Genomic DNA, 21,001 nt, shown 5'->3' with positions numbered 1-21,001 from the left:
TAGGGTAACCTAAGTTCTTCCCGAAGAACAATCGGTAGGCTGGCGCCGTGACCGTGACCCAGGCCCTCGCCCTCGCCGGCGTCATCCTCCTCGCCGCCATGTCGCCCGGCCCCGACTTCGTCATCATGCTCCGCAGCGTGCTGTCCGGCGGCCGTCGCGCCGGCATGGCGTGCGGGGCGGGCATCGCGTCCGGCGTGCTGGTGTGGGCGGTCGTGACGTCCGTCGGCATCGCCGGGGTGCTCGCCGCGTCCGCGGTCGCGTTCACCGTGGTCAAGCTCGTCGGCGCGGCCTACCTCGTGCTGCTCGGCGTCCAGTCGCTGCTCGCCGCGCGCCGCGGTGGCTACGAGCAGACCAAGGAGCCGGCCGCCGAGCAGACCCGGCGCAGCGCGTTCGTCGCCTACCGCCAGGGCCTGCTCACCAACATCTTCAACCCGAAGGTCGCGGTCTTCTTCCTCGCGCTGTGGCCGCAGTTCCTGCCGCACGACGCGACGGTCGCCGACACCTCGATCCTCGCCGCCGTCGCGGCGGGGACCTCGCTCGTCTGGTTCACGGTCCTGTCGAACGTGGTCACCGCGCTGCGGCGGTTCCTCACCGCGTCGAAGGTCCGGCGGACGATCGACGCGGTGATGGGCACCCTGCTGGTCGGGATCGGTGTGCGGATCGCGATCAGCCAGTAGGCCTCAGCACAGGCACAGGCTGAAGTTCGCCCGGTAGGTCGCCGGGCTCGCGGGCGCGGTGATGTTGTGGGTCTGCGCCCCGCCGTCCGACCAGTTCGAGAAGCGGAACCGCAGGCCCAGCGTGAGGCTTTGCGGGCTCGGCGCGCTGACCGAGTTGCTCGACCCCACGATCACGGTCCGCGTGAACGGCGCGACCTGCTCGACCGAGCCGACCACCAGCCGGGCGCCGGTCGGGTTGGACTGGAACGTCAGCGTCACCGTGCGCGGGTTCAGCCGCACCGTCTGGGACGTCGTGTTGCCGTCCGAGTCGGTCGCCCGCAACGTCAGGTCCAGGAACGACGGGTACTCGTGGTCCGGTGCGACGAAGCTGCCGGACGCGACGCCGTTCCACGACTGGACGTTGTGCGCGTGGCAGTTCGTCGACGTCGTGCAGTGCTGCAACGTGAGCTGCCACGACAGCGCGGACGCCGGCAGGTTCCCGTCCTGCGCGTCGGCGGCCCGGCCCGCGAACGGGATGGTCTGGCCCACGCTCCACTGCGTCGCCGCGGTCGGGTTGTCGATCGTCACCACCGGCGCGTTCGACGGCGGGTTCCCGACCGTGATCACCACCGACTCCGTGTCGGTCAGGCCGCCGGGATCGGTGACCAGCAGCCCGGCCGTGACCGACGCCTGCGTCAGGTACGTGTAGGTCGGGTTCGCGGCCGTCGAGTCGTCGTAGCCGCCGTCACCGTCGAGGTCCCACGCGTAGGTCAGCGCGCCGCCCTCCGGGTCCGTCGACCCGGAACCGGTGAACTGCACGGTCAGCGGCGCGTTGCCGGACGTCGGGTTCGCCGTCACCACCGCCGTCGGCGGCTGGTTCGTGCCCGTCGGGTAGCTCACCCGGCGCAGCTGGCCGGCGCCCAGCGCCACGTAGTACAGGTCGCCGCCGGGGCCGGTCAGCACCTGCACCGGCGCGTTCACACCGGTCACGAACGGCACGATCGTCGCCGGGTTCGGCAGGCCGTTCGAGCCGCGCTGCATGGCCCAGATGCAGCCACGCGAGCTGTCGGCGAAGAACAGCGCGCCGTCGTAGGCGGCCGGGTAGTTGCTGGTCGTCTCGAACGCGATGCCCGCGATCGACGAGCCGCCGGTGGGGCAGCCGTCGCCGGTGACGACCGACGCGCTGTGGTTGTAGGCGTAGTACGGGGCGGTCTGGCCCACGCTGTACAGCGACTCGCACAGCGTCAGGTTCGCGCCGTCGTAGCCGGACTGGCGGCCCGCGCCCTCGTAGCACGGCCAGCCGAAGTTCTCGACCGCCGCGTCGGACACGTCCGTGATCCGGTTGATCTCCTCCCACGTGTTCCAGCCGACGTCACCGGCCCAGATCTCGCTGGTGCCGGGGCGGAACGCGAAGCGGAACTGGTTGCGCAGGCCGTACGCGACGATCTGGTGCGCGCCGGTGTCCGGGTTGACGCGGGTGACCGCGCCGTCGAGCGTCACCGGCTCACCGGCCGGGCGGCGCGGCGACTGCGACCGCAGCGCGCCACCGCGGGCGTCCGGCGGCGCCAGGTTCGTCCCCGCCGGGCTGGGCGGGTCGGCACACGGGTTCCCGCGCTGGCCCCAGTCGGCGAAGTTGAAGCTCGCGCCGTCACCGCCGCCGACGTACAGGTTGCCGTCCGGGCCGAACGCGACCGTGCCGATCGAGTGCGACGGGTACTGCTGGCACCAGTCGGTGAGCAGCACCTGCTCACCGCCGGTCGCGACGCCGTCCGTGCCGAGCGTCAGCCGCGACAGGCGGCCGGTGACGACACAGCCCTGGTCGGTGGCCCCCGGCGGGGTCGGGCACTGGTCACCCCAGCGGGGCGCGGCGCCACCCGGTTCCGCGTCGTAGGTGTACAGGACGTACAGGTACGGGCGGGCCGGGTAGGCCGGGTCGAGCGCGAGGCCGAGCAGGCCGCGGTCCCAGAAGTCCTGCGTCTGCGTGCGCAGGTCGGCGGTGATCGTCGCGGTGGTGTCGGCGAGCGAGTCGAACGTCTTGACCAGGCCGCTCTTCTCGCTGACGAACACGCGGCCGTCCGGCGCGAACACCGCGTTCGTCGGCGACGTCAGGCCGCTGATCACCGCGGTGTCGGTGAATCCGGCCGGTACCGCGGCCGCCGCGTTCGTGACCGGCGTGAGCGCGGTCAGCAATCCGGCGACGAGACCTGCCGCGGCGACCAGAGCTGTTTTCGGGCGCGCTGAAGTAAGGCGGGTACGCACGGGCTTCCCCCAATCCAGGCAGTTCGCTGCCAGGAGAGTCGGCCCGTGCGGCCGTCCCGTTTCACCCGATTCAGCTACCCGGTCCGCGCCCCGACCACGACCACGCGTAGGCGGGGTCTTCGCAGGTCATGGCCGCTTCGCCGAGGTCGAGCGGCCGGAACGTGTCCACCATGACGGCGGTTTCGTCGAAATAGTCCGCACCAATGGACGCCTCCGCGGCACCCGGTTGGGGGCCATGAGTGAATCCGGATGGGTGCAAGGACAGCGAACCGATGCCGATTCCGGAACCTTTTCGTGCCTCGTAATTCCCGCCGACGTAGAACATCAGCTCGTCGGAGTCGACGTTCGCGTGGTTGTAAGGCACCGGGATCGACAGCGGGTGGTAGTCGACCTTGCGCGGGCAGAACGAGCAGACCACGAAGTTCGGGCCCTCGAACGTCTGGTGCACCGGCGGCGGCTGGTGCACGCGGCCCGTGATCGGCTCGAAGTCGCGGATGTTGAACACCCAAGGGTAGAGGCAGCCGTCCCAGCCGACGACATCGAACGGGTGATTGGCGTAGGTGAACCGCGTGAGGCCTGCGCGGTGCCGGACCAGCACGGGCACGTCGGTGCCGTCGGCCAGCAGCGGCTCGGACGGGCCGCGCTGGTCGCGCTCGCAGTACGGCGCGTGCTCCAGGAACTGGCCCTTCGTCGACAGGTACCGCTTCGGCGGGCCGATGTGACCGGTCGCCTCGATGACGTACAGGCGCGCCTCGCCGTGGGGGAGCACGCGGTAGGTCGTGGACGTCGGCAGCACGACGTAGTCGCCGTCCGTGACCTCGAGGGCGCCGTAGACGGTCTCGATCGTGGCGGCGCCCGCCTGGACGTACAGCAGCTCGTCACCGGCCGCGTTGCGGTACAGCGGGCTCGGCGCGGAGGCGATGGCGAACGCGATCGTGAGGTCGTTGTTGCCGAACAGGGTCCGCCGACCGGTCACCGCGTCGGCTTCGTGCTGGCCTTCCGCCTTGAGGTCCTGGGTGCGGAAGTGCCGCGGCTTCAACGGGTGGTTGGGCGTCAGCTTGCCGCGGAAGTCCTCGACGACCTCGGCGTTCACGATCGCCGTCGGCAGGTGGCGGTGGTAGAGCAGAGCCGAGTCGGAAGAGAAGCCCTCCACGCCCATGAGCTCCTCGGCGTACAGGCTGCCGTCCGGTGAGCGGAACTGTGTGTGCCTCTTTCGGGGGATCTCCCCGACGCTGCGGTAGTAAGGCATTGGCCTCTCCGAAACGTCCGATAGTCGGACATCTTTGTTCAGTTGCCGATACGCTACTAGCGTGTCAGCCGTGTCAAGCGCCGCACCCCAGCCCGCATCGGATCAGCGGGACGTGCCATCCCTGCTCGCCCGTCTCATCGACGACGCCGCGTTGTTCCCGCCCGGCAACGCGACCGTGCCCGACGCGGTGCGGTTGCACCTCGAAGGCAGATCGAGCGACCACGCCGACCTCGTGGGGCTCTTCCTGTGCCCCGCCTCCCGGTTGCCCGAGCTCATCACCGAGTTGATCAAGGTGAAGCCGGGCAAGCCAGTGGAGTTGTCCCTCGTCATCGACACCGGACTCGGTGGCGTGCCGAAGGCCCTGTCGATCGTCGAGTCGCGAGCCGAGCTGCTCGCGCTGCGCATGGTCGAGATGCCCGCCCCGTCCGACGTCGACGAGGTGTGGCTCGAACGCGTCTCCGAGTTCGTGCCGGAGGACGTGATCCGGGTGATCGAGCCGCGCCGCGGCGGCGCGGGCTGGCTGGACGGCATCCAGCGCGTCATCGAGCACGGCAGCTGGCCGAAGCTGCGCTGCGGCGGGCTGTCCGCCGAGAACTTCCCGAGCGTGGACGAGGTCTTCGAGTTCCTCAAGGTCATCAACACCGGTGGCGCGTCGTTCAAGGCGACCGCAGGCCTGCACAACGCGGTCCGGCACACCGCGGAGGACACCGGGTTCACCCACCACGGCTTCCTCAACCTGCTGATGGCCACCGGCCGCCTGCTCGCGGGCGCCGACGCGGAGGACGTGCGGGCGGCGCTCGCGTCCACCGACGGCAAGGCGCTCGCCGAGGAAGCGCAGAACATGACCGAGCACGAGGCACTGTCCGTGCGCGGCGTGTTCGCCTCCTACGGGTCGTGCTCGCTCACCGACCCGGTCGCCGACCTCGAGGAACTGGGCCTGCTGTGACCGCGACGTGGGTGCGCGACCCGGCCTTCGCGCGTGACCAGCCGTTCGGCCCGCAGACCCTGCCGTACGGCGTGGTCGACGCGGGCGACGGCCCGCAGGTCGCGGTCCGGCTCGGTGACCACGCACTGCCGCTGCGCTCGGTCGCGCACGACCTCGGTGACCTCGCCGACCTGGTGGCCGGCCCGTCGCTGGACCCGCTGCTGGCGGCGACGCGGGCCGAGTGGAGCGCGCTGCGGGCCCGGCTCGTCACGCTCGTGACGCAGACGTCCGCGCCGCGCGGTGTGACGCTGGTGCCGCTGGCGGACGTGCGGATGGCGCTGCCGTTCACCGTCGGCGACTACGTGGACTTCTACTCGTCGCGCTACCACGCGGAGAATGTCGGCCGGATCATGCGGCCGGACAGCGAGCCGCTGCTGCCGAACTGGACGCACCTGCCGGTCGGCTACCACGGCAGGTCCGGCACGGTCGTCGTGTCCGGCACGGACGTCGAACGCCCGCACGGTCAGCGGCGCGGCTCGTCCGGTCCGCACTTCGGCCCCAGCGGCCGGCTCGACATCGAGGCGGAGGTCGGGTTCGTGTGCGGCGGCCCGGTCGCCCGCCGCGTGCCGACGTCGGCGGTGGCCGAGCACATCTTCGGCGTGGTGATGGTGAACGACTGGTCGGCACGCGACATCCAGGGCTGGGAGTACCAGCCGCTGGGACCGTTCCTCGGCAAGTCGTTCGCGACGTCGATCTCGGCGTGGGTCACCCCGCTCGACGCGCTGGCGGTGGCGCGGGTGCCGGTCCCCGACTTCGACCACCCCCGGCTGCCGTACCTGGTCGAGGACACGCCGTGGGGCCTCGACCTGCGGCTGAAGGTCGAGTGGAACGGCACGGTGGTGTCGCGGCCGCGGTTCTCGGACATGTCGTGGTCGTGCGCGCAACAGCTCGCGCACATGACGGTGAACGGCGCGACCGTCCGGCCGGGCGACCTGTTCGCGTCCGGCACGGTGTCCGGCCCGGAGAAGAACCAGCGCGGCTGCTTCCTCGAGCTGTCGTGGGGCGGCCAGGAGAAGATCACCCTCGCGGACGGCGACACCAGGACGTTCCTGGAGGACGGCGACGAGGTCGTGATCAGCGCGACCGCACCGGGCGAGGACGGCTCCACCGTCGGCATCGCCCCGGTGACCGGCAAGGTAGTCCCGGCGGTCTGACGTGGCCCGCCCGATCCGCCCGATCCAGCCAGCGGCCCGCCCGCCGGCCGGGACCGGGCGGGAGAGCTCGCTGACGCTCGAACGTGGCCTGGCCCTGTTGCAGGCGGTGGCGGACTCGGAGTCGGAAGCCCCGACGATCAGCGACCTGGCCACGGCCATCGGCGCGTCCCGGGCCGCGGTCTACCGCCTGCTGGTGCCGCTGCAGGAACGCGGGCTCGTGCGGCGCGACGGTTCGAAGGTGCGGCTGGGACTGGGCCTGCTGCGGCTGGCGGCGAGCGTGACCCCGCAGCTGCGGCTCGCCGCCCTGCCCGCGCTGCGGGAACTGGCGGAGTCGGTGGGCGCGACGGCACACCTGACGGTCGCGGACGGCGAGGAGGCCCAGGCGATCGCGGTGATAGAGCCGTCGTGGACGACGTACCACGTGGCTTACCGGGTGGGCACGCGGCACCCGTTGTCGCGGGGCGCCGCGGGGAAGGCGATCGGGCTGCGGTCCGAGGACCCGGGGTGGCTGGCCACGACGGGGGAGCTGCAGTCGGGGGCGTCCGGGATCGCGGCCCCGGTGCGCGGGGTGCCGGGGTTGCGGGCGAGCGTGGGCGTGGTCAGCTTCGAGCCGCTGGACAGCGACGTCGTGGGACCAAAGGTGCTGGCGGCCGCGTCCTCGGTGGCGGCCGCGCTCCGCTGAGTTGTCCACAGGTGGGGTGGTTGTCCACAGCCAAGATCGACTTCTGTCCCCCTGTCGGTGGGTACCTGTAGACTGGCATGGCGGGTGGCCCCCGGGAATGGGTGGGGGTTCACGTACGTACTGGGTGGGGCGTTTTCGCAGGTCAGCGCCTTGCGTCTGCGCTTTGTGGTTGGCCTTGCCTGGGTTTTTCCCTCCGGGGGGTCCTCGCCGGACGGGCTGGTCTCCGGGATGGCGGCGGGTCGGGCACGGGGCTGGGTTGGCAAGGACTGGTGTCCGGGGTGTGCCTGCCATCCCGTCGACCTCCCGGAGGGCTATCACACCGCGTCAAGGGGCCCGGGAGGCTTGGGCACGGGGTTGGTTTGGGCATCCGGGCCCCTTGACCCGGTGTGATCGGGCTTCGCCAGGTCGACGGGATGGCAGGCAGCAGGCCCTTGGTGTTGTGGGGGCTTGCGCCCGTTCGGGGGCTTGGGCAGCTGTTTGTGTGCGTCACCGCGTCCTGGTCATATCGGGCGGTGTTCGAGCGCTCGGCGTAGTGCGCGCTGTGCGCGTTCGACCTTTCGCGCCTCGTACGCGATGGGGAAGTACCGGAACCGTTCCGGCAGCAGTGGCACCACGCGGCCGATCACGGACCCCAGCAGCCGCAGGACGCGTTCGTCGCGGGGTGTCCACGGCAGGCCCAGTTTCTCGCGGGCCGCGGCGGGCAGGGTGCCGACCGTGACGAAGTGCTGCACGCGGCCCGGTATGTCCATCGCGAGGCGCCACAGTGGGCGTAGGGCGGCGGGCATGTCGACCGGCGGTGGGGTGTGGCGTGTCGACTCGAGGAAGTCGTACGCGGTCGGGTGGGCGACCAGGGTCTCGTCGACCATGTCGGCGAAGTACTTGAGGTACGCGTCGTAGGTCGGCGGGATCTCCTTCTCCGCCACGTGCAGGTTCCGCGCCAGCTGCACGATCTCCGCGTAGTACGCCTCCTCCTCGGCCCTGGTCAGCGGCCGTTTCGAGAAGTACCGGGCCGCGGTCGTGTACGCGTAGGGCGCGGTCAGGATGATCCACGCCCACGGGCCGGACGCGAGCGCCGTGTACGTCTTGCCGTCCACAGTGGACTTCAACGGGGCGTGCAGCGCGCGGAGGCGGTCGCCCTCGCGCAGTGCCTCCTCGCCGCCGTACACCCACGTCATCACCGACGCGATCGACCGCTGCGCGCGCCCGATCGCGTCCGTGCGGAACACCGAGTGCTCGCCGACGACGGCGCCGACCGCCGGGTGCATCACCTGCAACGCGAACGCCGCGCCCGTGGTCAGGGAGAACGTGACGAGCCCGGTCTCGTCCCACAGCCGCGTGTCCGGGCCGATCGGTTGCCGCATGAGCCCGCTCCCTTCTGGTGAAGGACGTCACCAGATAATGTAGGTTCGCATGAAGACCTACGGTGGCGCCAGCCCCGGCGAGCGAAAGGCCAAGCGCCGCGCCGCCTTGTGCGAGGCCGCGCTCGACCTGCTCGCCGAGGGCGGCTGGGAACGCGTCACCGTGCGCGGGGTCTGTGGCCGCGCCAAGCTCAACGACCGGTACTTCTACGAGAGCTTCCGCGACCCGGCCGCGCTGCTGCTCGCCGTCCGCGAACAGGTGACCGCCCACGCGTTCGCGGTCGTCGACCAGGCGATCGCGGACACCAAACCCGACCCCGACGTGCGGGTCCGCGCGGTGATCGTGGCCCTCGTCGACTTCTTCACCGAGGACCCGCGCCGCGGTCACGTACTCGTCCAGTCGCAGGCCACCGAGGAACTGCGCGCCGCGCGCCAGACGTCCATCCGCGCGATGGCACGCGTGGTCGCCGACCAGGGCGCCGCGATGCTCGGCACGCAGGCCCCGCCGGAACAGGACCGCGAACTGGCCGCGCTGACGCTCGTCCACGGCACGCTCGAACTGTTCGCCTCGTGGCTGCGCGGTGAACTGGACATCACCCGTGAGCACCTCGTCGACTTCCTCGTCGCCATGGTCCGCACGACCGAGGACCTGGCGGCGGCGCTGCGCCGCCAACGGGGCTGAACCCCTGCCGCACGGCTGCCTCCGTGCACACCGGCAGCCGCGCGTACGACGTCGTGGCGTGACGCCGGAGAACACCGACCGGCAGCGGCAGATCCGCGACCTCGCGCTGGACACGCGCCGAACGCGATGGTGGGTCCACCAACGAGGAACTCCAGTCCGGCAACGAGGAACTGGAGACGGTGAACGAGGAGATGCGGAGCCGCGCCAACGAGCTCGAGCGAGGCGCGCACGTTCCTCGAGGGCGTGTTGTCGAGCATCGCGGCCTGCGTCGTGGTGCTGGACGCGGACCTGCGGGTGCGCAGCTGGAACCGCGGCGCCGAGGAACTGTGGGGACTGCGCGCCGCGGAGGCCGACAGCGCGGACTTCTTCACGCTCGACTTCGGGCTGCCGGCAGGCGGCCTCCGCGAGCTGGTCCGCCGGTGCCACACTGAAGGGCGCCGGATGGGCCCGGTCGAGCTGGCGGCGGTCGACCGGCGCGGGCGCTCGTTCCCCTGTGCGGTCACCTGCACGCCGCTGAACAGCGACGGAGGCGGTGTGGTCCGGTTGATGGAGTCGCTCGATCAAGGCTGAAGCGGAGTACCCTGTGGCGGGTGCCTGAGCAGCACACCGGAGAGCCCGGTATCACCACGGCCGGTCAGCGCGCCGCCCGTGAGCGGACCCGCGCCCTACGTGCCCGCGAGATCGCGCGGCGGCACGAACTCCTTGCGGCGCAAGCGAATCCCGAGCTGCGAGCCCTGCACCTCGACATGGCCGAGATGCACCGCGCGATCGAGCGCAGGCACATGGCCGCCGCGCGGATGCACGCCTACCACGCCGCGCGCCTGTCGACCTGGAGCGGCCGGTCCGCGATGCCGCGCTTCATGTCCGCCGTTGCCACCGCACTCGGTGTCGAGCACGTCGGGGTCAGCCTCGTCTTCGGCAACCGGGAACAGGCCGTGAACGTGGGGTCCGACGAGGTCGCCGTCGCCGCGCAGGAGGCGGAGTTCACCCTCGGTGAGGGCCCGGTGCACGACGTCACCAAGGCCGGTGCCGCGGTGACGGTCGACGAGGCGGCGTTGACGTCGCGGTGGCCGCGCTTCGCGTCCGCCGTGACCGGGCTCGGCGTGCGGGCCGTCGCGGCGGCACCGCTGCGGACGAGCACCAACTGCCTCGGCGTGCTGACCGTGTTCGACCCGCCCGCCGAGCCGGAACGCGCGGCGGCGGCGCTGGCCACGGTCGCCGACGCGCTGGTCTACTCGTCCCTCCTCGTGCCGGAGAGCGGCGATCCACTCGACCTCCCGCTGCTCGACGGCGGCGAGGACCACGCCGTCGTGCACCAGGCCAGCGGCATGGTCGCCGAACAACTCGGCTGCCGCGCCGACGACGCGCTGATCGTCCTGCGGGCGCGGGCGTTCACGACGGACGAACCACTCGCCGCGATCGCGGCCGAGGTCGTGCACAGCGGGCTGAGATTGGACAGATGAACGAGAGCAGTCGGGGGTTAGTGGACCTCACCGAGATCCTCGTCGGCGGGCTGGACGGGCCCGCCCAGCGGCAACGACTGACCGTGATGTGCGCCGAACTGCTCGACGTGCGGGCCACCGCGCTGCTGGCGCTCGACCTGGACGGCGTGCCCGCGATGGAGGCCGCGTCCGAGGAGACGGCCGAGCTGCTCACCCGGTTCGAGCTGGTCTACGAGCAGGGCCCCGGCATCGACGTGCTCCGGACCGGTGCGCGGGTGGAGTGCACCGACCTGACCGCGGCCAAGCTGCGGTGGCCCCGGTTCGCCCCGGTCGCGCTGGACGCGGGCGTCGCCGCCGCGGTCGGGCTGCCGTGCGTGCTGTGCGACGACGTGGTCGGCGCGCTGACCCTGTACATGGACACCCCCGGCGCCATGTCCACCGACGGCGACGAGCTCAGCAGGGGCCTGGCGAACACGATGTCGTTGGGGGTGACCGCGCACCGCAGCCGGGAGCTGGCGGCACGTGCCGCGCAGCTGCAGGGCGCGCTCGACAGCAGGGTCGTGATCGAGCAGGCCAAGGGCATGCTCGCCGAACGGGAGTCCATCACCGTCGACGAGGCGTTCACGCTGCTGCGCAACCACTCGCGCAGCACCGGCACGAAGCTGCGCGAGGTGGCGCAGGACGTGGTCAAGGGCGTGCTGAGGCTGCCCCGCAAGGAGTGACGGGGTCGCCGGCCGGCGACGTGGACGTGCTCGGTTCGTCCTCGGGGTGGCGTGGTGAGTTACCCCGGTCGCCGGCCGGCACCTCCCGCCCCCAGGCGCAGCTGGCCCGCGGCCAGCAGCCGGATGTCCCGGATGGCCTGGTCGAGCCCGGTGATGGCCTGTTCGAGACGGGCCCGCGCGTGCCCGTCGGTGTCACTGAGCGCGACATTCATGTCGAGAGCGGCACGCGCGAGTCGTTCGCTGATCAACCCGGCCTGGACGACGAGCACGTCGCCCGCCTCGTGATCGTCCCAGCCCATGCGGTCCCTCGACGGGGTCTGGTGAAGCGCGCCGGGTCCTGGGCGGCAATTTCAAGACGTTCGCACTGTAACTCCGCCGCGGACACGCTGTGTATCCGCCAAACGGTCGACACAGGTCAGAGGACCGCCTGCCACAACGCGACGACCGCGAACACGGCGAAGACGACCGCCGCGCCGCGCTGGATGACGTGCGCGGGCACCTTCGCCCGCAGCTTCCTGCCCACCAGCAGCGCAAGGATCGTGACACTCATCAACGCCAGGAACGTGCCAAGCCCGACAGCCACCGGCGTTGCGTACCGCGCGGCGACGCCGATGGCCGTGACCTGCGACGCGTCCCCCCACTCGGTGAGGAACAGCGTGCCGAACGAGATCATCGCCGCCCGCACGAACGTCGTCGCGTCCCGGTTCACCGGCCCGGCGGCGTCGGTCTCGTCGGTATGGCCCTCGCGGCTCTCCCGCCACAGCAGGAACGCCCCGACCCCGAACAACACCGCGATCGCCGCCGCCACCACCCGGTCCGGCAGCAGCGTGATCGCACTACCCAGAGCAACCGCGATGACCGCCTGCAGCGCGAACGCCAGCCCGGCCCCCACGAGAACGGGCCTGCTGCGGAAGCGGCTGGACAGCACGAGCGTCAGCGCCGTGGTCTTGTCCGGCAGCTCGAGCAGGAAAACGGCGCCGTACGCCGAGACGAAAGCGAGGAGCCAGTGGCCCATGTGGACGGAATTCCCTCCGCGTCGGGCCCGGACGGAGGCAGCATGACTCCGGCCGGGCATGCTTCTACCCGGCCGGAGGTCTCGTTCGCCCGCACGAAGCGGGTGAGGCACCGGACCCGAAACGGGTCAGTATGTCGATGCGCTCGCCGGGCAGGCACAAGGCCCGCCGCGGGAACTACTCCCCTCTGGCACCCCCAGTGTACCGAACCCCGAGACCCCCCGAACCCACCCGGTGACGAACACGACTCCCGTATGCTCGATCACCGAGTGTGGCGAGGAGGGGCGATGGGTCAGGGGGACCAGGACCGCATCCAGGCACTTCTGGGCGGAATCCAAACCGGCGAGACCACCGGCACGGTCACGGGCGGCCAGTTCAGCTACGACGAAGCCACTTTGCGCCAGATCATCAAGAACTGGCGAGAACTCGCCCAGAGCTACAACGACTCGCTGAGAAACGCTCGTCCGATGGCGCTGATCTCGTCGCCCGCGGACGACTTCGCCAGCACGACCTTCACCGGCAAGGCCAACGAATCCGGCAAGGCTTATCTGTCGTACCTTCAGCACAATCGGGACTACTGTTTGGAGCAGGCTCAGTTGTTTCAGGACGCGCTGAATGACTATCTCGGCACTGAGGAGCAGGTGGTCATCGATCTCAACGATGCCGCCGACAGCGGTCCTCAGCCAGGGCTGTAAAGGCATGAAGACCAGCCGCCTCGCCACGCTGGTCGTCCTGTCGGCAGTCGTTCTCGCCGGTTGCACGACGACGCGCCAGGGCGATCCGAACCCCGCCACCACGGTTGTCGAGAGCACCACCGATTCGGTGCCGTCCGCCGGCGACGAAGAGCTGCCGTTCGCCGGGGCTCCCGAGGTGGATGATCCACTCGAGACGGACCGCTTCCAGCAGGACCCCTGCCAAGCGCTCACCGCTGACCAGACGCGGCGGCTCAACCTGCCGCCCAGCGGCGAACCGGTCGACAGGCCCCTCGGCGAGGCCTGCCAGTGGCGGAACCCGGACACGCGTGCCGACACCGAGGTCCACTTCCTGGACGGGAACACGCAGGGGCTCAGCGCGGAATACCAGGCCAACGACAACGGCGAGTTCGCCTACTTCACCGAGCTGCCGCCGATCGAGGGCTACCCCGCGGTCGCCAACGATGTCGTCGACGACCGGGACGCCGGGCGGTGCACCGTGGTCGTGGGTGTGTCCGACGAGGTCACCTTCGAGGTGCCGGTCCAGCTGTCCGACGCGAACGTGGGCAAGAGGGATCCCTGTGATGCGGCCGTGCAGGTGGCCGGGATGGCGCTGGAGACGATGAAGGCCGGGACCTAGGTCCCGGCCGGACAGGACCGGGAGACCTGCCGCGACAAGCCCCTCACCAGGCACTGTGGCAGGCGTGGAAGTACTCGATCTCGCCCGGTGGCAGTTCGGCATCACGACCGTCTACCACTTCCTGATGGTGCCGCTGACGATCGGGCTCTCGCTGCTCGTCGCCGGCATGCAGACGGCGTGGGTGCGCACCGGCAACCCGCGCTACCTGGCCATGACGAAGTTCTGGGGCAAGCTCCTGATGATCAACTTCGCCATGGGGGTGGTGACCGGGATCGTCCAGGAGTTCCAGTTCGGGATGGCGTGGAGCGAGTACTCGCGCTTCGTCGGGGACGTGTTCGGCGCGCCGCTCGCCATGGAGGGGCTCGTCGCGTTCTTCGTCGAGTCGACGTTCCTCGGGCTGTGGATGTTCGGCTGGGACCGGCTGCCCAAGCGCGTCCACCTCGCATGCGTGTGGGCGTTCTCGCTGGCCACGGTCGCCTCGGCGTACTTCATCCTCGCCGCCAACTCGTGGATGCAGCACCCGGTCGGCATCGAGATGGTCGACGGGCGGCCCCGGCTCACGTCGATCTGGGCGGTGCTCACCAACTCGACCGTGCTCGCCGCGTTCCCGCACGCGATCTTCGGCGCCTTCGCGGTCGCGGCGACCTTCCTCGTCGGCATCGGCGCGTGGCGGTTGTGGCGCTCCCGCAAGGACGAGGGCACGTGGCGGGCGTCGGTGCGGCTCGGCGCGTGGGTCGGTGTCGTCGCGTTCGCCGGTCTCGCGATCAGCGGTGACCTGCAGTCGAAGCTGATGTTCGAGCAGCAGCCGATGAAGATGGCGTCGGCGGAAGCCCTGTGCCACACCGAACAACCCGCCGGGTTCTCGGTCTTCGCGATCGGCGACGTGTCCGAACCGGACTGCGAGAACGTCAAGTCGATCACCGTGCCCGCGCTGCTGTCCTTCTTGGCGCACGGCGATTTCGACGCCAAGGTGACCGGTGTCGAGGACCTCATCACGCAGTACCAGGAGAAGTACGGCACGCACTACCCGGTCGACCCCCGGCTCGGCGAGCTGTCCGGCCAGCCGATCGACTACGTGCCGAACCTGCCGGTGACGTACTGGAGCTTCCGGCTCATGATCGGCCTCGGCGCCATCGGGACCGCGGCGGGCCTGGCCGTGCTGTGGTTCACGAGAAAGGGCCGGGTGCCGACGACCCGCTGGTTCCCGCGCCTGGCGCTCGCGAGCATCGCGCTCCCGTTCGTCGCCAACAGCTTCGGGTGGATCTTCACGGAGATGGGCCGCCAGCCGTTCGTCGTGGCGCCCAACCCGTCCGGTGTGGACGGTGTGTGGATGTTCACCGCGCGGGCGGTGTCCGGGCTGACCGTCGGCGAGGTGCTGGCGTCGCTGATCGCGCTGACGCTCACCTACGGCGTGCTCGCCGTGGTGGAGGTCGTGCTGATGCGCCGCTACGTGCGGGCGGGGATCGAGGAACCCGAGCCCGGGAAGAAGTCCGACGACAACCTGACCTTCGCGTACTGAGGAGCGTGCGGTGGAGACCTTCTGGTTCGTCGCGATCGCCGTGCTGTGGTTCGGCTACCTGTTCCTGGAGGGGTTCGACTTCGGCGTCGGCATGCTGCTGCGCCTGCTCGGCCGCACCGAACGGGACCGGCGCGCGATGCTCACGACGATCGGCCCCGTCTGGGACGGCAACGAGGTCTGGCTGATCGTCGCCGCGGGCGCCACGTTCGCCGCGTTCCCCGGCTGGTACGCGGGCCTCTTCAGCGCCGGCTACCTGCCGATGCTGCTGTTGCTGCTGGCGCTCATCGGCCGCGGCGTCGCGCTCGAGTGGCGCGGCAAGGTCGACACCGACCGTTGGCGTGCCGTGTGGGACGCGGTGATCACCGGCGGCTCGCTGCTCGCCACGCTCGGTGTCGGACTCGTGCTGTCGTGGAACGTGCTCGGCCTGCCGCTCGACGAGAACGGCAACCGCGTCGGCTCGCCGTTCGCCGCGCTGCGGTGGGACACGGCACTCGGCGCGCTCGCGCTGACCGGGTTCGCGCTGGTGCACGGCGCGGTGTTCGTCGCGCTCAAGACCGACGGCCCGCTGCGGCACCGCGCCCGCAGGCTGGCGCTCGGGTTGCTGCCCGTCGCGGTGACACCGCTGATGGCGCTCGCCGTCATGGTGCAGCTGCGGGCAGGCGCGGAGTGGACGTGGCTCGCCGTGTTCGCGGTGCTGGTCGCGGCGGTGTGCGCGTGGCTGTTCCTGGACGCGGGCCGTGAGGGACGGGCGTTCGCCGCGCTGGGTGTGGCGCTGGGTGCGGGGGTACTGGCGTTGTTCGGTGCGCTGTACCCGAACGTGTTGCCGTCCACTGTGGATCCCGCGTACTCGCTGAGCATCGCCGACGCCGCGTCCAGCCCGTACACGCTGACGGTGATGACGTGGGTCGCCGGGTTCGGCGCGCCCGCCGTGCTGGTCTACCAGGGCTGGACGTACTGGGTGTTCCGCAAGCGGGTGACGGCATGACGCCGCTGACCAGGCTTTCCCGTGCGGCACGGCGTGCGCTCGTCGGCTGCGCGGTGCTCGCCGGGCTGAGCGGCGTCGCGCTGGTGGTGCAGGCGTGGGCGCTGGCGTCGGTGATCACCGGTGGTGGCGGGCTCGCCGTGCTGGCGGGCGCGGTCGTGGCCAGGGCGCTGCTCGTGTGGGTGACGCAGGTGGTCGCGGCCCGTGCGGCGGCGGGCGCGAAGGAGGAGCTGCGGGCCCGGCTGCTCGATCGGGCGCTCGCACTGGGTCCGGAGTGGACGGTGCCACGCGGGTCGGCGCTGACCGTGCTCGCGACCCGGGGACTCGACGCGCTCGACGACTACTTCACCGTGTACCTGCCCGCGCTGGTGAACGCGGCGGTCCTGCCGCTGGGCGTCGGCGCGGTGCTGCTGGCAGCGGACTGGGTGTCGGCGCTGGTCGTGGGTCTGACGCTGCCGCTCGTGCCGTTGTTCGCGGCGCTGGTCGGGCTGCGCACGAAGGACCGCGTCGCCGAGGCGTCGGCGACGGAACAACGCGTGGCGCACCACCTGCGTGAGCTGGTGCGGGCACGGCCGGTGCTGACCGCGTTCCGCCGCGTCGACGCGCAGGCGGCGACGATCCGGCGGCTGTCGGAGTCGCAGCGCCGCTCGACGATGGCGACGTTGCGGGTGGCGTTCGCGTCCGCGCTGGTGCTGGAACTGGTGGCGACGCTGTCGGTCGCGCTGGTGGCCGTGCTGATCGGGCTGCGGTTGATCAGCGGCGACCTGTCGCTCGCGGTGGGGCTGTTCGTGCTGGTCCTGGCGCCGGAGTGCTACCTGCCGCTGCGGCAGGCGGGCGCGGCGCACCACGCGAGCGAGGCGGGCATGCAGGCCGTGCGGGAGATCGCGGAGCTGCCGGAGCCGCGGGAGTTCGGCACCGCCGCGCCGGTCGGTGCGTTGACGGTGACCGACCTGCGGGTGCGCAGGCGCGACGGCTTCGCCCCGGACGGGGTGACGTTCACGGCGCGGCCGGGGGAGGTCGTGCACCTGGACACGCCGAGCGCGTCGGGCAAGTCGACGACGTTCGCGGCCATCCTCGGCTTCGTGGCACCGACGTCCGGCTCGATCCGCGTCGGCGGACGGGAATTGTCCGAAGTGGACATCGAGGCGTGGCGCCGCCGTGTGGCGTGGGTGCCGCAGACACCGCGGTTCGCGGGCGGAACCGTGCGTGATGAGGTCGGTGACCTGGCGGAACAGCTGAACCTGACGCACGTCCTCGACCGCCGGATCGCGGAACTGTCCACAGGGGAACGGCAGCGGGTGGCGGTCGCGCGAGCACTGCGGCGCGGCGCGGACGTGCTCCTGCTCGACGAACCGACCGCGCACCAGGACCCGGCCAACGCGGCGCGGATCCACTCGGCGATCGCGGCGTCGGGCGCGGCCGTGGTGATCGCGAGCCACCGCGCGGCCTCCGGTGCGGCGGAACCCGCCCCGGTCCGCGCCGCGAACTCGGTGACCCGGGAGGTGACCCGGCGGGTCCCGCTGCGCACGCTGGTCACGCCGAGGCTGCTGGCGGGCGCGGCACTGGGCGCGGCAGCGTTGCTGGCAGGAGTGGCGTTGACGGCGACGTCGGCGTGGCTGATCGCGAAGGCCGCGACACAGCCGCCGATCCTGCTGCTGGGCGTGGCCGTCGTGGGGGTGCGCGCGTTCGGCCTCGCGCGGGCGGGCCTGCGGTACGCGGAACGCCTGGTCACCCACGACGCGGCGTTCCGGATGGCGGCGGAGCGCAGGGTGCGGCTGTGGCGGACGGCGGACTACCGGCGGCTCACCACGGACGTGGACACCGTCCGGGACCTGACCCCCCGGGTGCTGCTGCCACCGATGGTGGCGGCGGTCGTGTGCGTGGCGGCCGTGGCCGTGCAGTCGGCGATCCTGCCGGCGGCGGGCCTCGCGCTGGCCATCGCGGTCGCGGCGGCCGGCCTGGGTGCACCGGCCCTCGCGCTCGCGGTCGACCGGCACGCGACCCGCGCGCTGGCGGAGGGCCGCCGCCGGGTCGCGGACCGGGTGCTGGGGTTGCTGGAGGCGGCCCCGGACCTGATCGCGTTCGGCAAGCACGTCGAGCACCGGGCGGAGGTGGCGAGGGAGGACGCGGCACTGGCCCGCGAGGCCCGGCGCCAGGCACTGAGCGCAGGCGCGGCGACGGCGCTGATCACCCTGTGCCTGGGCCTGGCGAGCGTGGTGTCGCTGGGACTGGCGAGCGGGGTGGACCCGCTGCTGGTGCCGGTACTGGCCCTGGTCCCGCTGGCCCTTGCGGAGACCCTCACCCCACTGCCGACGGCCGTCCAGCACGTGGCCCCACTGCGCGCCTCACTGGCCGAGCACAGCCCTGGGCCCGCCGAACCCCAGCCCGACGACACCCCGCGACAGAACGACGCGACAACCGCCGCCCGTCAACACCCCCACCGGACAAACCCGAACGAGAGTCCCACTCGCCCGGCCGGGAGCCCCCCGATTTCCACGCTACCGAAGATCGCGACCAACGAAAAAGCCCCGACGAGAACGAACCCGAACGAAAGTCCCATTGCCACGCCCGGGGACCCCCTGATTTCCACACTACCGACAAGCACGAGCGCCGGAAAAGCGCCGACAACGACGAGCCCGAACGAGAGTCCCATTGCCGCGTCCGGGGGTCCCCTGATTTCCACGCTACCGGAGAGCCCGAGCGTCGGGGAAGCATCGGCGGAGGCGAGTGCGAATGAGAGTCCCATTGGCGCGTCCGGGGATCCCCTGGATTCCACGCTACCGGCGAGCGCGGGTGGCGGGGAAGCGTCGACAGCGACGAGCCCGAATGAGAGTCCCATTGGCGCGCCTGGGGGTCCCCTGATTTCCACGCTACCGGCGAGTGCGGGCGTTGGGGAAGTGTCGGCGGAGGCGAGTGCGAATGAGAGTCCCATTGGCGCGTGCGGGGGTCCCCTGATTTCCACGCTACCGGGGAGTGTGGGTGGCGGGGAAGGATCGGTGACAGCGAGTGCGAGCGAGAGTCCCATTGGCGCGTGCGGGGGTCCCCTGATTTCCACGCTACCGGCTAGCGCGGGTGGCGGGAAAGCGTCGACGACGACGAGTCCGAATGAGAGTCCCATTCACGCATCCGGGGGACCCCCCGGGTTCCAGCCTAGCGCCGAGGACCGACAAAACCGGGTCGTTGCCTTGCGGGGTGTGGATGTCCGGTGGCCGGGTGCCGCCGCGCCCACCCTCCGCGGCGTGGACCTCGACCTCCAGCCCGGCGCGCACCTCGCCGTCGTCGGGCCGTCGGGGGTCGGCAAGTCGACACTGGTCGCCTTCATGGCCGGCCTGCTGCCCGCCGAGCGCGGCACCGCGAACCTGCCGACCACCGCCTGGGTGCCGCAGGAGCCGCACCTCGTCGCGACCACGCTCCGCGAGAACCTGAAGATCGCCGATCCGCACGCGACCGACGACCGTCTCCGCGAGGCGCTTCGTCAGGCTGAGCTGCCCGGCTGGGTGGACCGCCTCGACGACGACCCCACCACCGCCTCCGGGGGTGAGGCGCAGCGGATCGCGCTCGCGCGGGCGCTCCTCGCCGACGCGGAGCTGCTCCTGCTCGACGAGCCGACCGCTCACCTCGACGCGCCGACCGCCGCCCGGGTGCTCGCCAACCTCAAGGGCCGCACCGTCGTGCACGTCACCCACCGGCCCGAGGAGGCGGCCGCCGCCGACGCCGTGTTGGAACTAGCCTGACGTGCGTATGGAACCCGCACTGGCCGCGCAGGCGCTCGGCGCCTCCACGGAGATCGCGACGGCGGCACTGTCCGGCGAGGACCCGGACGCGGTGCTGCGCCTCGTCGTGCGTCACGCCGCCGAGCTGGCCGAGGCCGACCTCGGCCTGGTCATGACCCGCGGCGCGGACGGCGCGCTCACCGTCGAGGCCGCGCACGGCAGCCCCGGCCCCACCTTCACCGACCCCGTCGGGCTCGTCCTCTCGCCGCGCAGCTCCGCCGCCCGCACGGCACGCAGCGGTGTGGCGACCGTGGTCGACGACGTGGCCGCCGACCCGCGCACCGCCCCGTTCGTGCCCCGCGAGCTGCGGCACTTCGGGCCGTTCGCGGCCGCGCCGTTCGGCACCGAGCAGCGGCGGCTCGGCGCGCTCACCGTCTACCGCAACCGCGGCGCGCGGCCGTTCGCCGAGAGCGCCGTCGAGATGCTCACCGCGTTCGCCGCGCAGGCCGGGCTCGTGCTCGTGCTCGCCGAAGGCGCCAACGCCCGCGCCCGCCTCACCCTCTACCAGGAGCGCGAACGCATCGCCCGCGACCTGCACGACGTGCTCGTCCAGCGCCTCTACGCCGCCGGCATGCAGCTCGACCTGCTCGCCCGCCGCCCCGCGGGCAAGCTCGTCCGCAAGGACGCGCAGCGGCTCGCCGACGCCATCGACCAGCTCGACGCGTCCATCGCGGACGTTCGTGCCGTGGTCCGCGCGCTGCGCAACCCCGACCCCGAGGAACGCGCGACCGACCTCGCCGAGTCGGCACGCACCGAGGTCGCGATCGCCGGTGAGCTGCTCGGGTTCCAGCCCGTCCTGGAGATCGACGGCGACCTCGCCGACGTGCCCGCCGCGCTCGCCGACCACGCCAGGGCCGCGCTGCGCGAGACGCTGTCCAATGTGGTCCGCCACTCCGGCGCGCACCACGTGCGTGTCCACATCGGACGCGACGACGTGCTGCGGCTCGTCGTCGCCGACGACGGGTGCGGCATCCCCGAGGGCGTCACCCACCGCGGCCTCAAGCACCTCGAGGAACGCGCCCGGCAGGCGGGCGGCCGCTCCGACATCCGCTCCTCGCCCAAGGGCACGACCGTGACCTGGACCGTGCCGCTGGGGTAGGGCTACCCCCACCCCGCATCCGCCGGGCCGCACCAGTGATCCCGGCCCGCGCGACCGCCAGGCTTCTCTTGTGCGACAAGAGAAGGAGAACACC

The 21,001-nt window shown here is 71.6% G+C and carries 19 protein-coding genes; 14 read left to right on the top strand and 5 right to left on the bottom strand.

Going from position 1 to position 21,001, the window contains the following annotated elements; genetic code table 11:
- Positions 1-47 precede the first annotated feature (47 nt).
- Positions 48-677: a LysE family translocator gene (locus ACYQ77_RS19455; protein ID WP_459713254.1), complete on the top strand. Its 630-nt coding sequence runs from the start codon at positions 48-50 to the stop codon at positions 675-677.
- A gap of 3 nt (positions 678-680) precedes the next feature.
- Here the strand turns inward: ACYQ77_RS19455 and ACYQ77_RS19450 are convergent, their stop codons facing one another.
- Together ACYQ77_RS19450 and ACYQ77_RS19445 are read right to left on the bottom strand one after the other, a co-directional pair.
- Positions 681-2,915: a PQQ-dependent sugar dehydrogenase gene (locus ACYQ77_RS19450; RefSeq protein WP_459713252.1), complete on the bottom strand. Its 2,235-nt coding sequence runs from the start codon at positions 2,913-2,915 to the stop codon at positions 681-683.
- A gap of 70 nt (positions 2,916-2,985) precedes the next feature.
- On the bottom strand, positions 2,986-4,164 hold the full coding sequence (locus tag ACYQ77_RS19445) for a homogentisate 1,2-dioxygenase (RefSeq protein WP_459713250.1): 1,179 nt from the start codon (positions 4,162-4,164) through the stop codon (positions 2,986-2,988).
- Between the two features lie 70 nt (positions 4,165-4,234).
- Here ACYQ77_RS19445 and ACYQ77_RS19440 point away from each other — a divergent pair, with 70 nt between their 5' ends.
- Genes ACYQ77_RS19440 through ACYQ77_RS19430 form a run of 3 tightly spaced genes read left to right on the top strand, consistent with a single transcriptional unit; the run spans position 4,235 to position 6,985 of the window.
- On the top strand, positions 4,235-5,110 hold the full coding sequence (locus tag ACYQ77_RS19440; protein ID WP_459713958.1) for a hypothetical protein: 876 nt from the start codon (positions 4,235-4,237) through the stop codon (positions 5,108-5,110).
- Positions 5,107-6,303: a fumarylacetoacetase gene (gene fahA / locus ACYQ77_RS19435; protein ID WP_459713249.1), complete on the top strand. Its 1,197-nt coding sequence runs from the start codon at positions 5,107-5,109 to the stop codon at positions 6,301-6,303. The genes ACYQ77_RS19440 and fahA overlap by 4 nt, the downstream gene beginning before the upstream one ends.
- Before the next feature lies 1 nt (position 6,304).
- Positions 6,305-6,985, top strand: coding sequence for a helix-turn-helix domain-containing protein (locus ACYQ77_RS19430; protein WP_459713247.1), 681 nt, complete (start codon positions 6,305-6,307; stop codon positions 6,983-6,985).
- A 500-nt stretch (positions 6,986-7,485) separates the two neighbouring features.
- Here the strand turns inward: ACYQ77_RS19430 and ACYQ77_RS19425 are convergent, their stop codons facing one another.
- The gene (locus tag ACYQ77_RS19425; RefSeq protein WP_459713246.1) at positions 7,486-8,346 is read right to left on the bottom strand and encodes an oxygenase MpaB family protein; all 861 of its coding nucleotides are present in this window, start codon (positions 8,344-8,346) and stop codon (positions 7,486-7,488) included.
- Between the two features lie 49 nt (positions 8,347-8,395).
- Between ACYQ77_RS19425 and ACYQ77_RS19420 the strand changes: the two genes are divergently transcribed.
- The 4 genes from ACYQ77_RS19420 (at position 8,396) to ACYQ77_RS19405 (ending at position 11,189) form a co-directional block, all read left to right on the top strand.
- On the top strand, positions 8,396-9,025 hold the full coding sequence (locus ACYQ77_RS19420) for a TetR/AcrR family transcriptional regulator (RefSeq protein WP_459713244.1): 630 nt from the start codon (positions 8,396-8,398) through the stop codon (positions 9,023-9,025).
- Positions 9,026-9,268: 243 nt separating this feature from the next.
- Positions 9,269-9,595, top strand: a complete 327-nt coding sequence (locus ACYQ77_RS19415) for a PAS domain S-box protein (protein WP_459713242.1) — start codon at positions 9,269-9,271, stop codon at positions 9,593-9,595.
- Positions 9,596-9,615: 20 nt separating this feature from the next.
- Entirely contained in the window at positions 9,616-10,488 is an 873-nt protein-coding gene (locus ACYQ77_RS19410; RefSeq protein WP_459713240.1) for a GAF and ANTAR domain-containing protein, read from the top strand.
- Entirely contained in the window at positions 10,485-11,189 is a 705-nt protein-coding gene (locus ACYQ77_RS19405; protein WP_459713239.1) for a GAF and ANTAR domain-containing protein, read from the top strand. Before ACYQ77_RS19410 ends, ACYQ77_RS19405 begins: the two co-directional genes overlap by 4 nt.
- 59 nt (positions 11,190-11,248) lie before the next feature.
- Here ACYQ77_RS19405 and ACYQ77_RS19400 read toward each other — a convergent pair whose 3' ends face one another.
- Together ACYQ77_RS19400 and ACYQ77_RS19395 are read right to left on the bottom strand one after the other, a co-directional pair.
- Positions 11,249-11,488 carry a hypothetical protein gene (locus ACYQ77_RS19400; RefSeq protein WP_459713237.1) on the bottom strand — a complete coding sequence of 80 codons (240 nt, stop codon included), beginning with the start codon at positions 11,486-11,488 and terminating at the stop codon, positions 11,249-11,251.
- A gap of 116 nt (positions 11,489-11,604) precedes the next feature.
- The gene (locus ACYQ77_RS19395; RefSeq protein ID WP_459713235.1) at positions 11,605-12,204 is read right to left on the bottom strand and encodes a TMEM165/GDT1 family protein; all 600 of its coding nucleotides are present in this window, start codon (positions 12,202-12,204) and stop codon (positions 11,605-11,607) included.
- A 285-nt stretch (positions 12,205-12,489) separates the two neighbouring features.
- Between ACYQ77_RS19395 and ACYQ77_RS19390 the strand changes: the two genes are divergently transcribed.
- The 6 genes from ACYQ77_RS19390 to ACYQ77_RS19365 all read left to right on the top strand — a co-directional run bounded on the left by ACYQ77_RS19390 (position 12,490) and on the right by ACYQ77_RS19365 (position 20,907).
- Positions 12,490-12,897 carry a hypothetical protein gene (locus tag ACYQ77_RS19390; protein WP_459713233.1) on the top strand — a complete coding sequence of 136 codons (408 nt, stop codon included), beginning with the start codon at positions 12,490-12,492 and terminating at the stop codon, positions 12,895-12,897.
- Positions 12,863-13,534, top strand: a complete 672-nt coding sequence (locus tag ACYQ77_RS19385) for a DUF3558 domain-containing protein (protein ID WP_459713231.1) — start codon at positions 12,863-12,865, stop codon at positions 13,532-13,534. Before ACYQ77_RS19390 ends, ACYQ77_RS19385 begins: the two co-directional genes overlap by 35 nt.
- A 64-nt stretch (positions 13,535-13,598) precedes the next feature.
- Positions 13,599-15,053 (top strand): cytochrome ubiquinol oxidase subunit I, encoded by a 1,455-nt coding sequence (locus ACYQ77_RS19380; RefSeq protein ID WP_459713229.1) that lies wholly within the window; start codon positions 13,599-13,601, stop codon positions 15,051-15,053.
- Positions 15,054-15,063: 10 nt separating this feature from the next.
- On the top strand, positions 15,064-16,038 hold the full coding sequence (gene cydB / locus ACYQ77_RS19375; RefSeq protein WP_459713228.1) for a cytochrome d ubiquinol oxidase subunit II: 975 nt from the start codon (positions 15,064-15,066) through the stop codon (positions 16,036-16,038).
- Complete coding sequence (locus tag ACYQ77_RS19370; protein ID WP_459713226.1) at positions 16,035-19,769, top strand: ATP-binding cassette domain-containing protein; 3,735 nt, start codon at positions 16,035-16,037, stop codon at positions 19,767-19,769. The genes cydB and ACYQ77_RS19370 overlap by 4 nt, the downstream gene beginning before the upstream one ends.
- Before the next feature lie 7 nt (positions 19,770-19,776).
- Positions 19,777-20,907 carry a GAF domain-containing sensor histidine kinase gene (locus ACYQ77_RS19365; RefSeq protein ID WP_459713224.1) on the top strand — a complete coding sequence of 377 codons (1,131 nt, stop codon included), beginning with the start codon at positions 19,777-19,779 and terminating at the stop codon, positions 20,905-20,907.
- Positions 20,908-21,001: the final 94 nt, after the last annotated feature.

The sequence above is a fragment of the Actinophytocola sp. KF-1 genome (genome assembly GCF_054661535.1).
Note: the sequence above shows the minus strand (reverse complement) of the source record. Positions and strands in the feature narration are given on the sequence as shown.

Bases quoted from the DNA above. Each gene is read 5' to 3' on its own strand.
- ACYQ77_RS19405 (WP_459713239.1), top strand. From the start codon at position 10,485: ATGAACGAGAGCAGTCGGGGGTTAGTGGACCTCACCGAGATCCTCGTC.
- ACYQ77_RS19420 (WP_459713244.1), top strand. From the start codon at position 8,396: ATGAAGACCTACGGTGGCGCCAGCCCCGGCGAGCGAAAGGCCAAGCGC.
- ACYQ77_RS19425 (WP_459713246.1), bottom strand. From the start codon at position 8,346: ATGCGGCAACCGATCGGCCCGGACACGCGGCTGTGGGACGAGACCGGG.
- ACYQ77_RS19445 (WP_459713250.1), bottom strand. From the start codon at position 4,164: ATGCCTTACTACCGCAGCGTCGGGGAGATCCCCCGAAAGAGGCACACA.
- ACYQ77_RS19390 (WP_459713233.1), top strand. From the start codon at position 12,490: ATGGGTCAGGGGGACCAGGACCGCATCCAGGCACTTCTGGGCGGAATC.
- ACYQ77_RS19395 (WP_459713235.1), bottom strand. From the start codon at position 12,204: ATGGGCCACTGGCTCCTCGCTTTCGTCTCGGCGTACGGCGCCGTTTTC.
- ACYQ77_RS19365 (WP_459713224.1), top strand. From the start codon at position 19,777: ATGGAACCCGCACTGGCCGCGCAGGCGCTCGGCGCCTCCACGGAGATC.
- ACYQ77_RS19385 (WP_459713231.1), top strand. From the start codon at position 12,863: ATGCCGCCGACAGCGGTCCTCAGCCAGGGCTGTAAAGGCATGAAGACC.
- ACYQ77_RS19400 (WP_459713237.1), bottom strand. From the start codon at position 11,488: ATGGGCTGGGACGATCACGAGGCGGGCGACGTGCTCGTCGTCCAGGCC.
- ACYQ77_RS19370 (WP_459713226.1), top strand. From the start codon at position 16,035: ATGACGCCGCTGACCAGGCTTTCCCGTGCGGCACGGCGTGCGCTCGTC.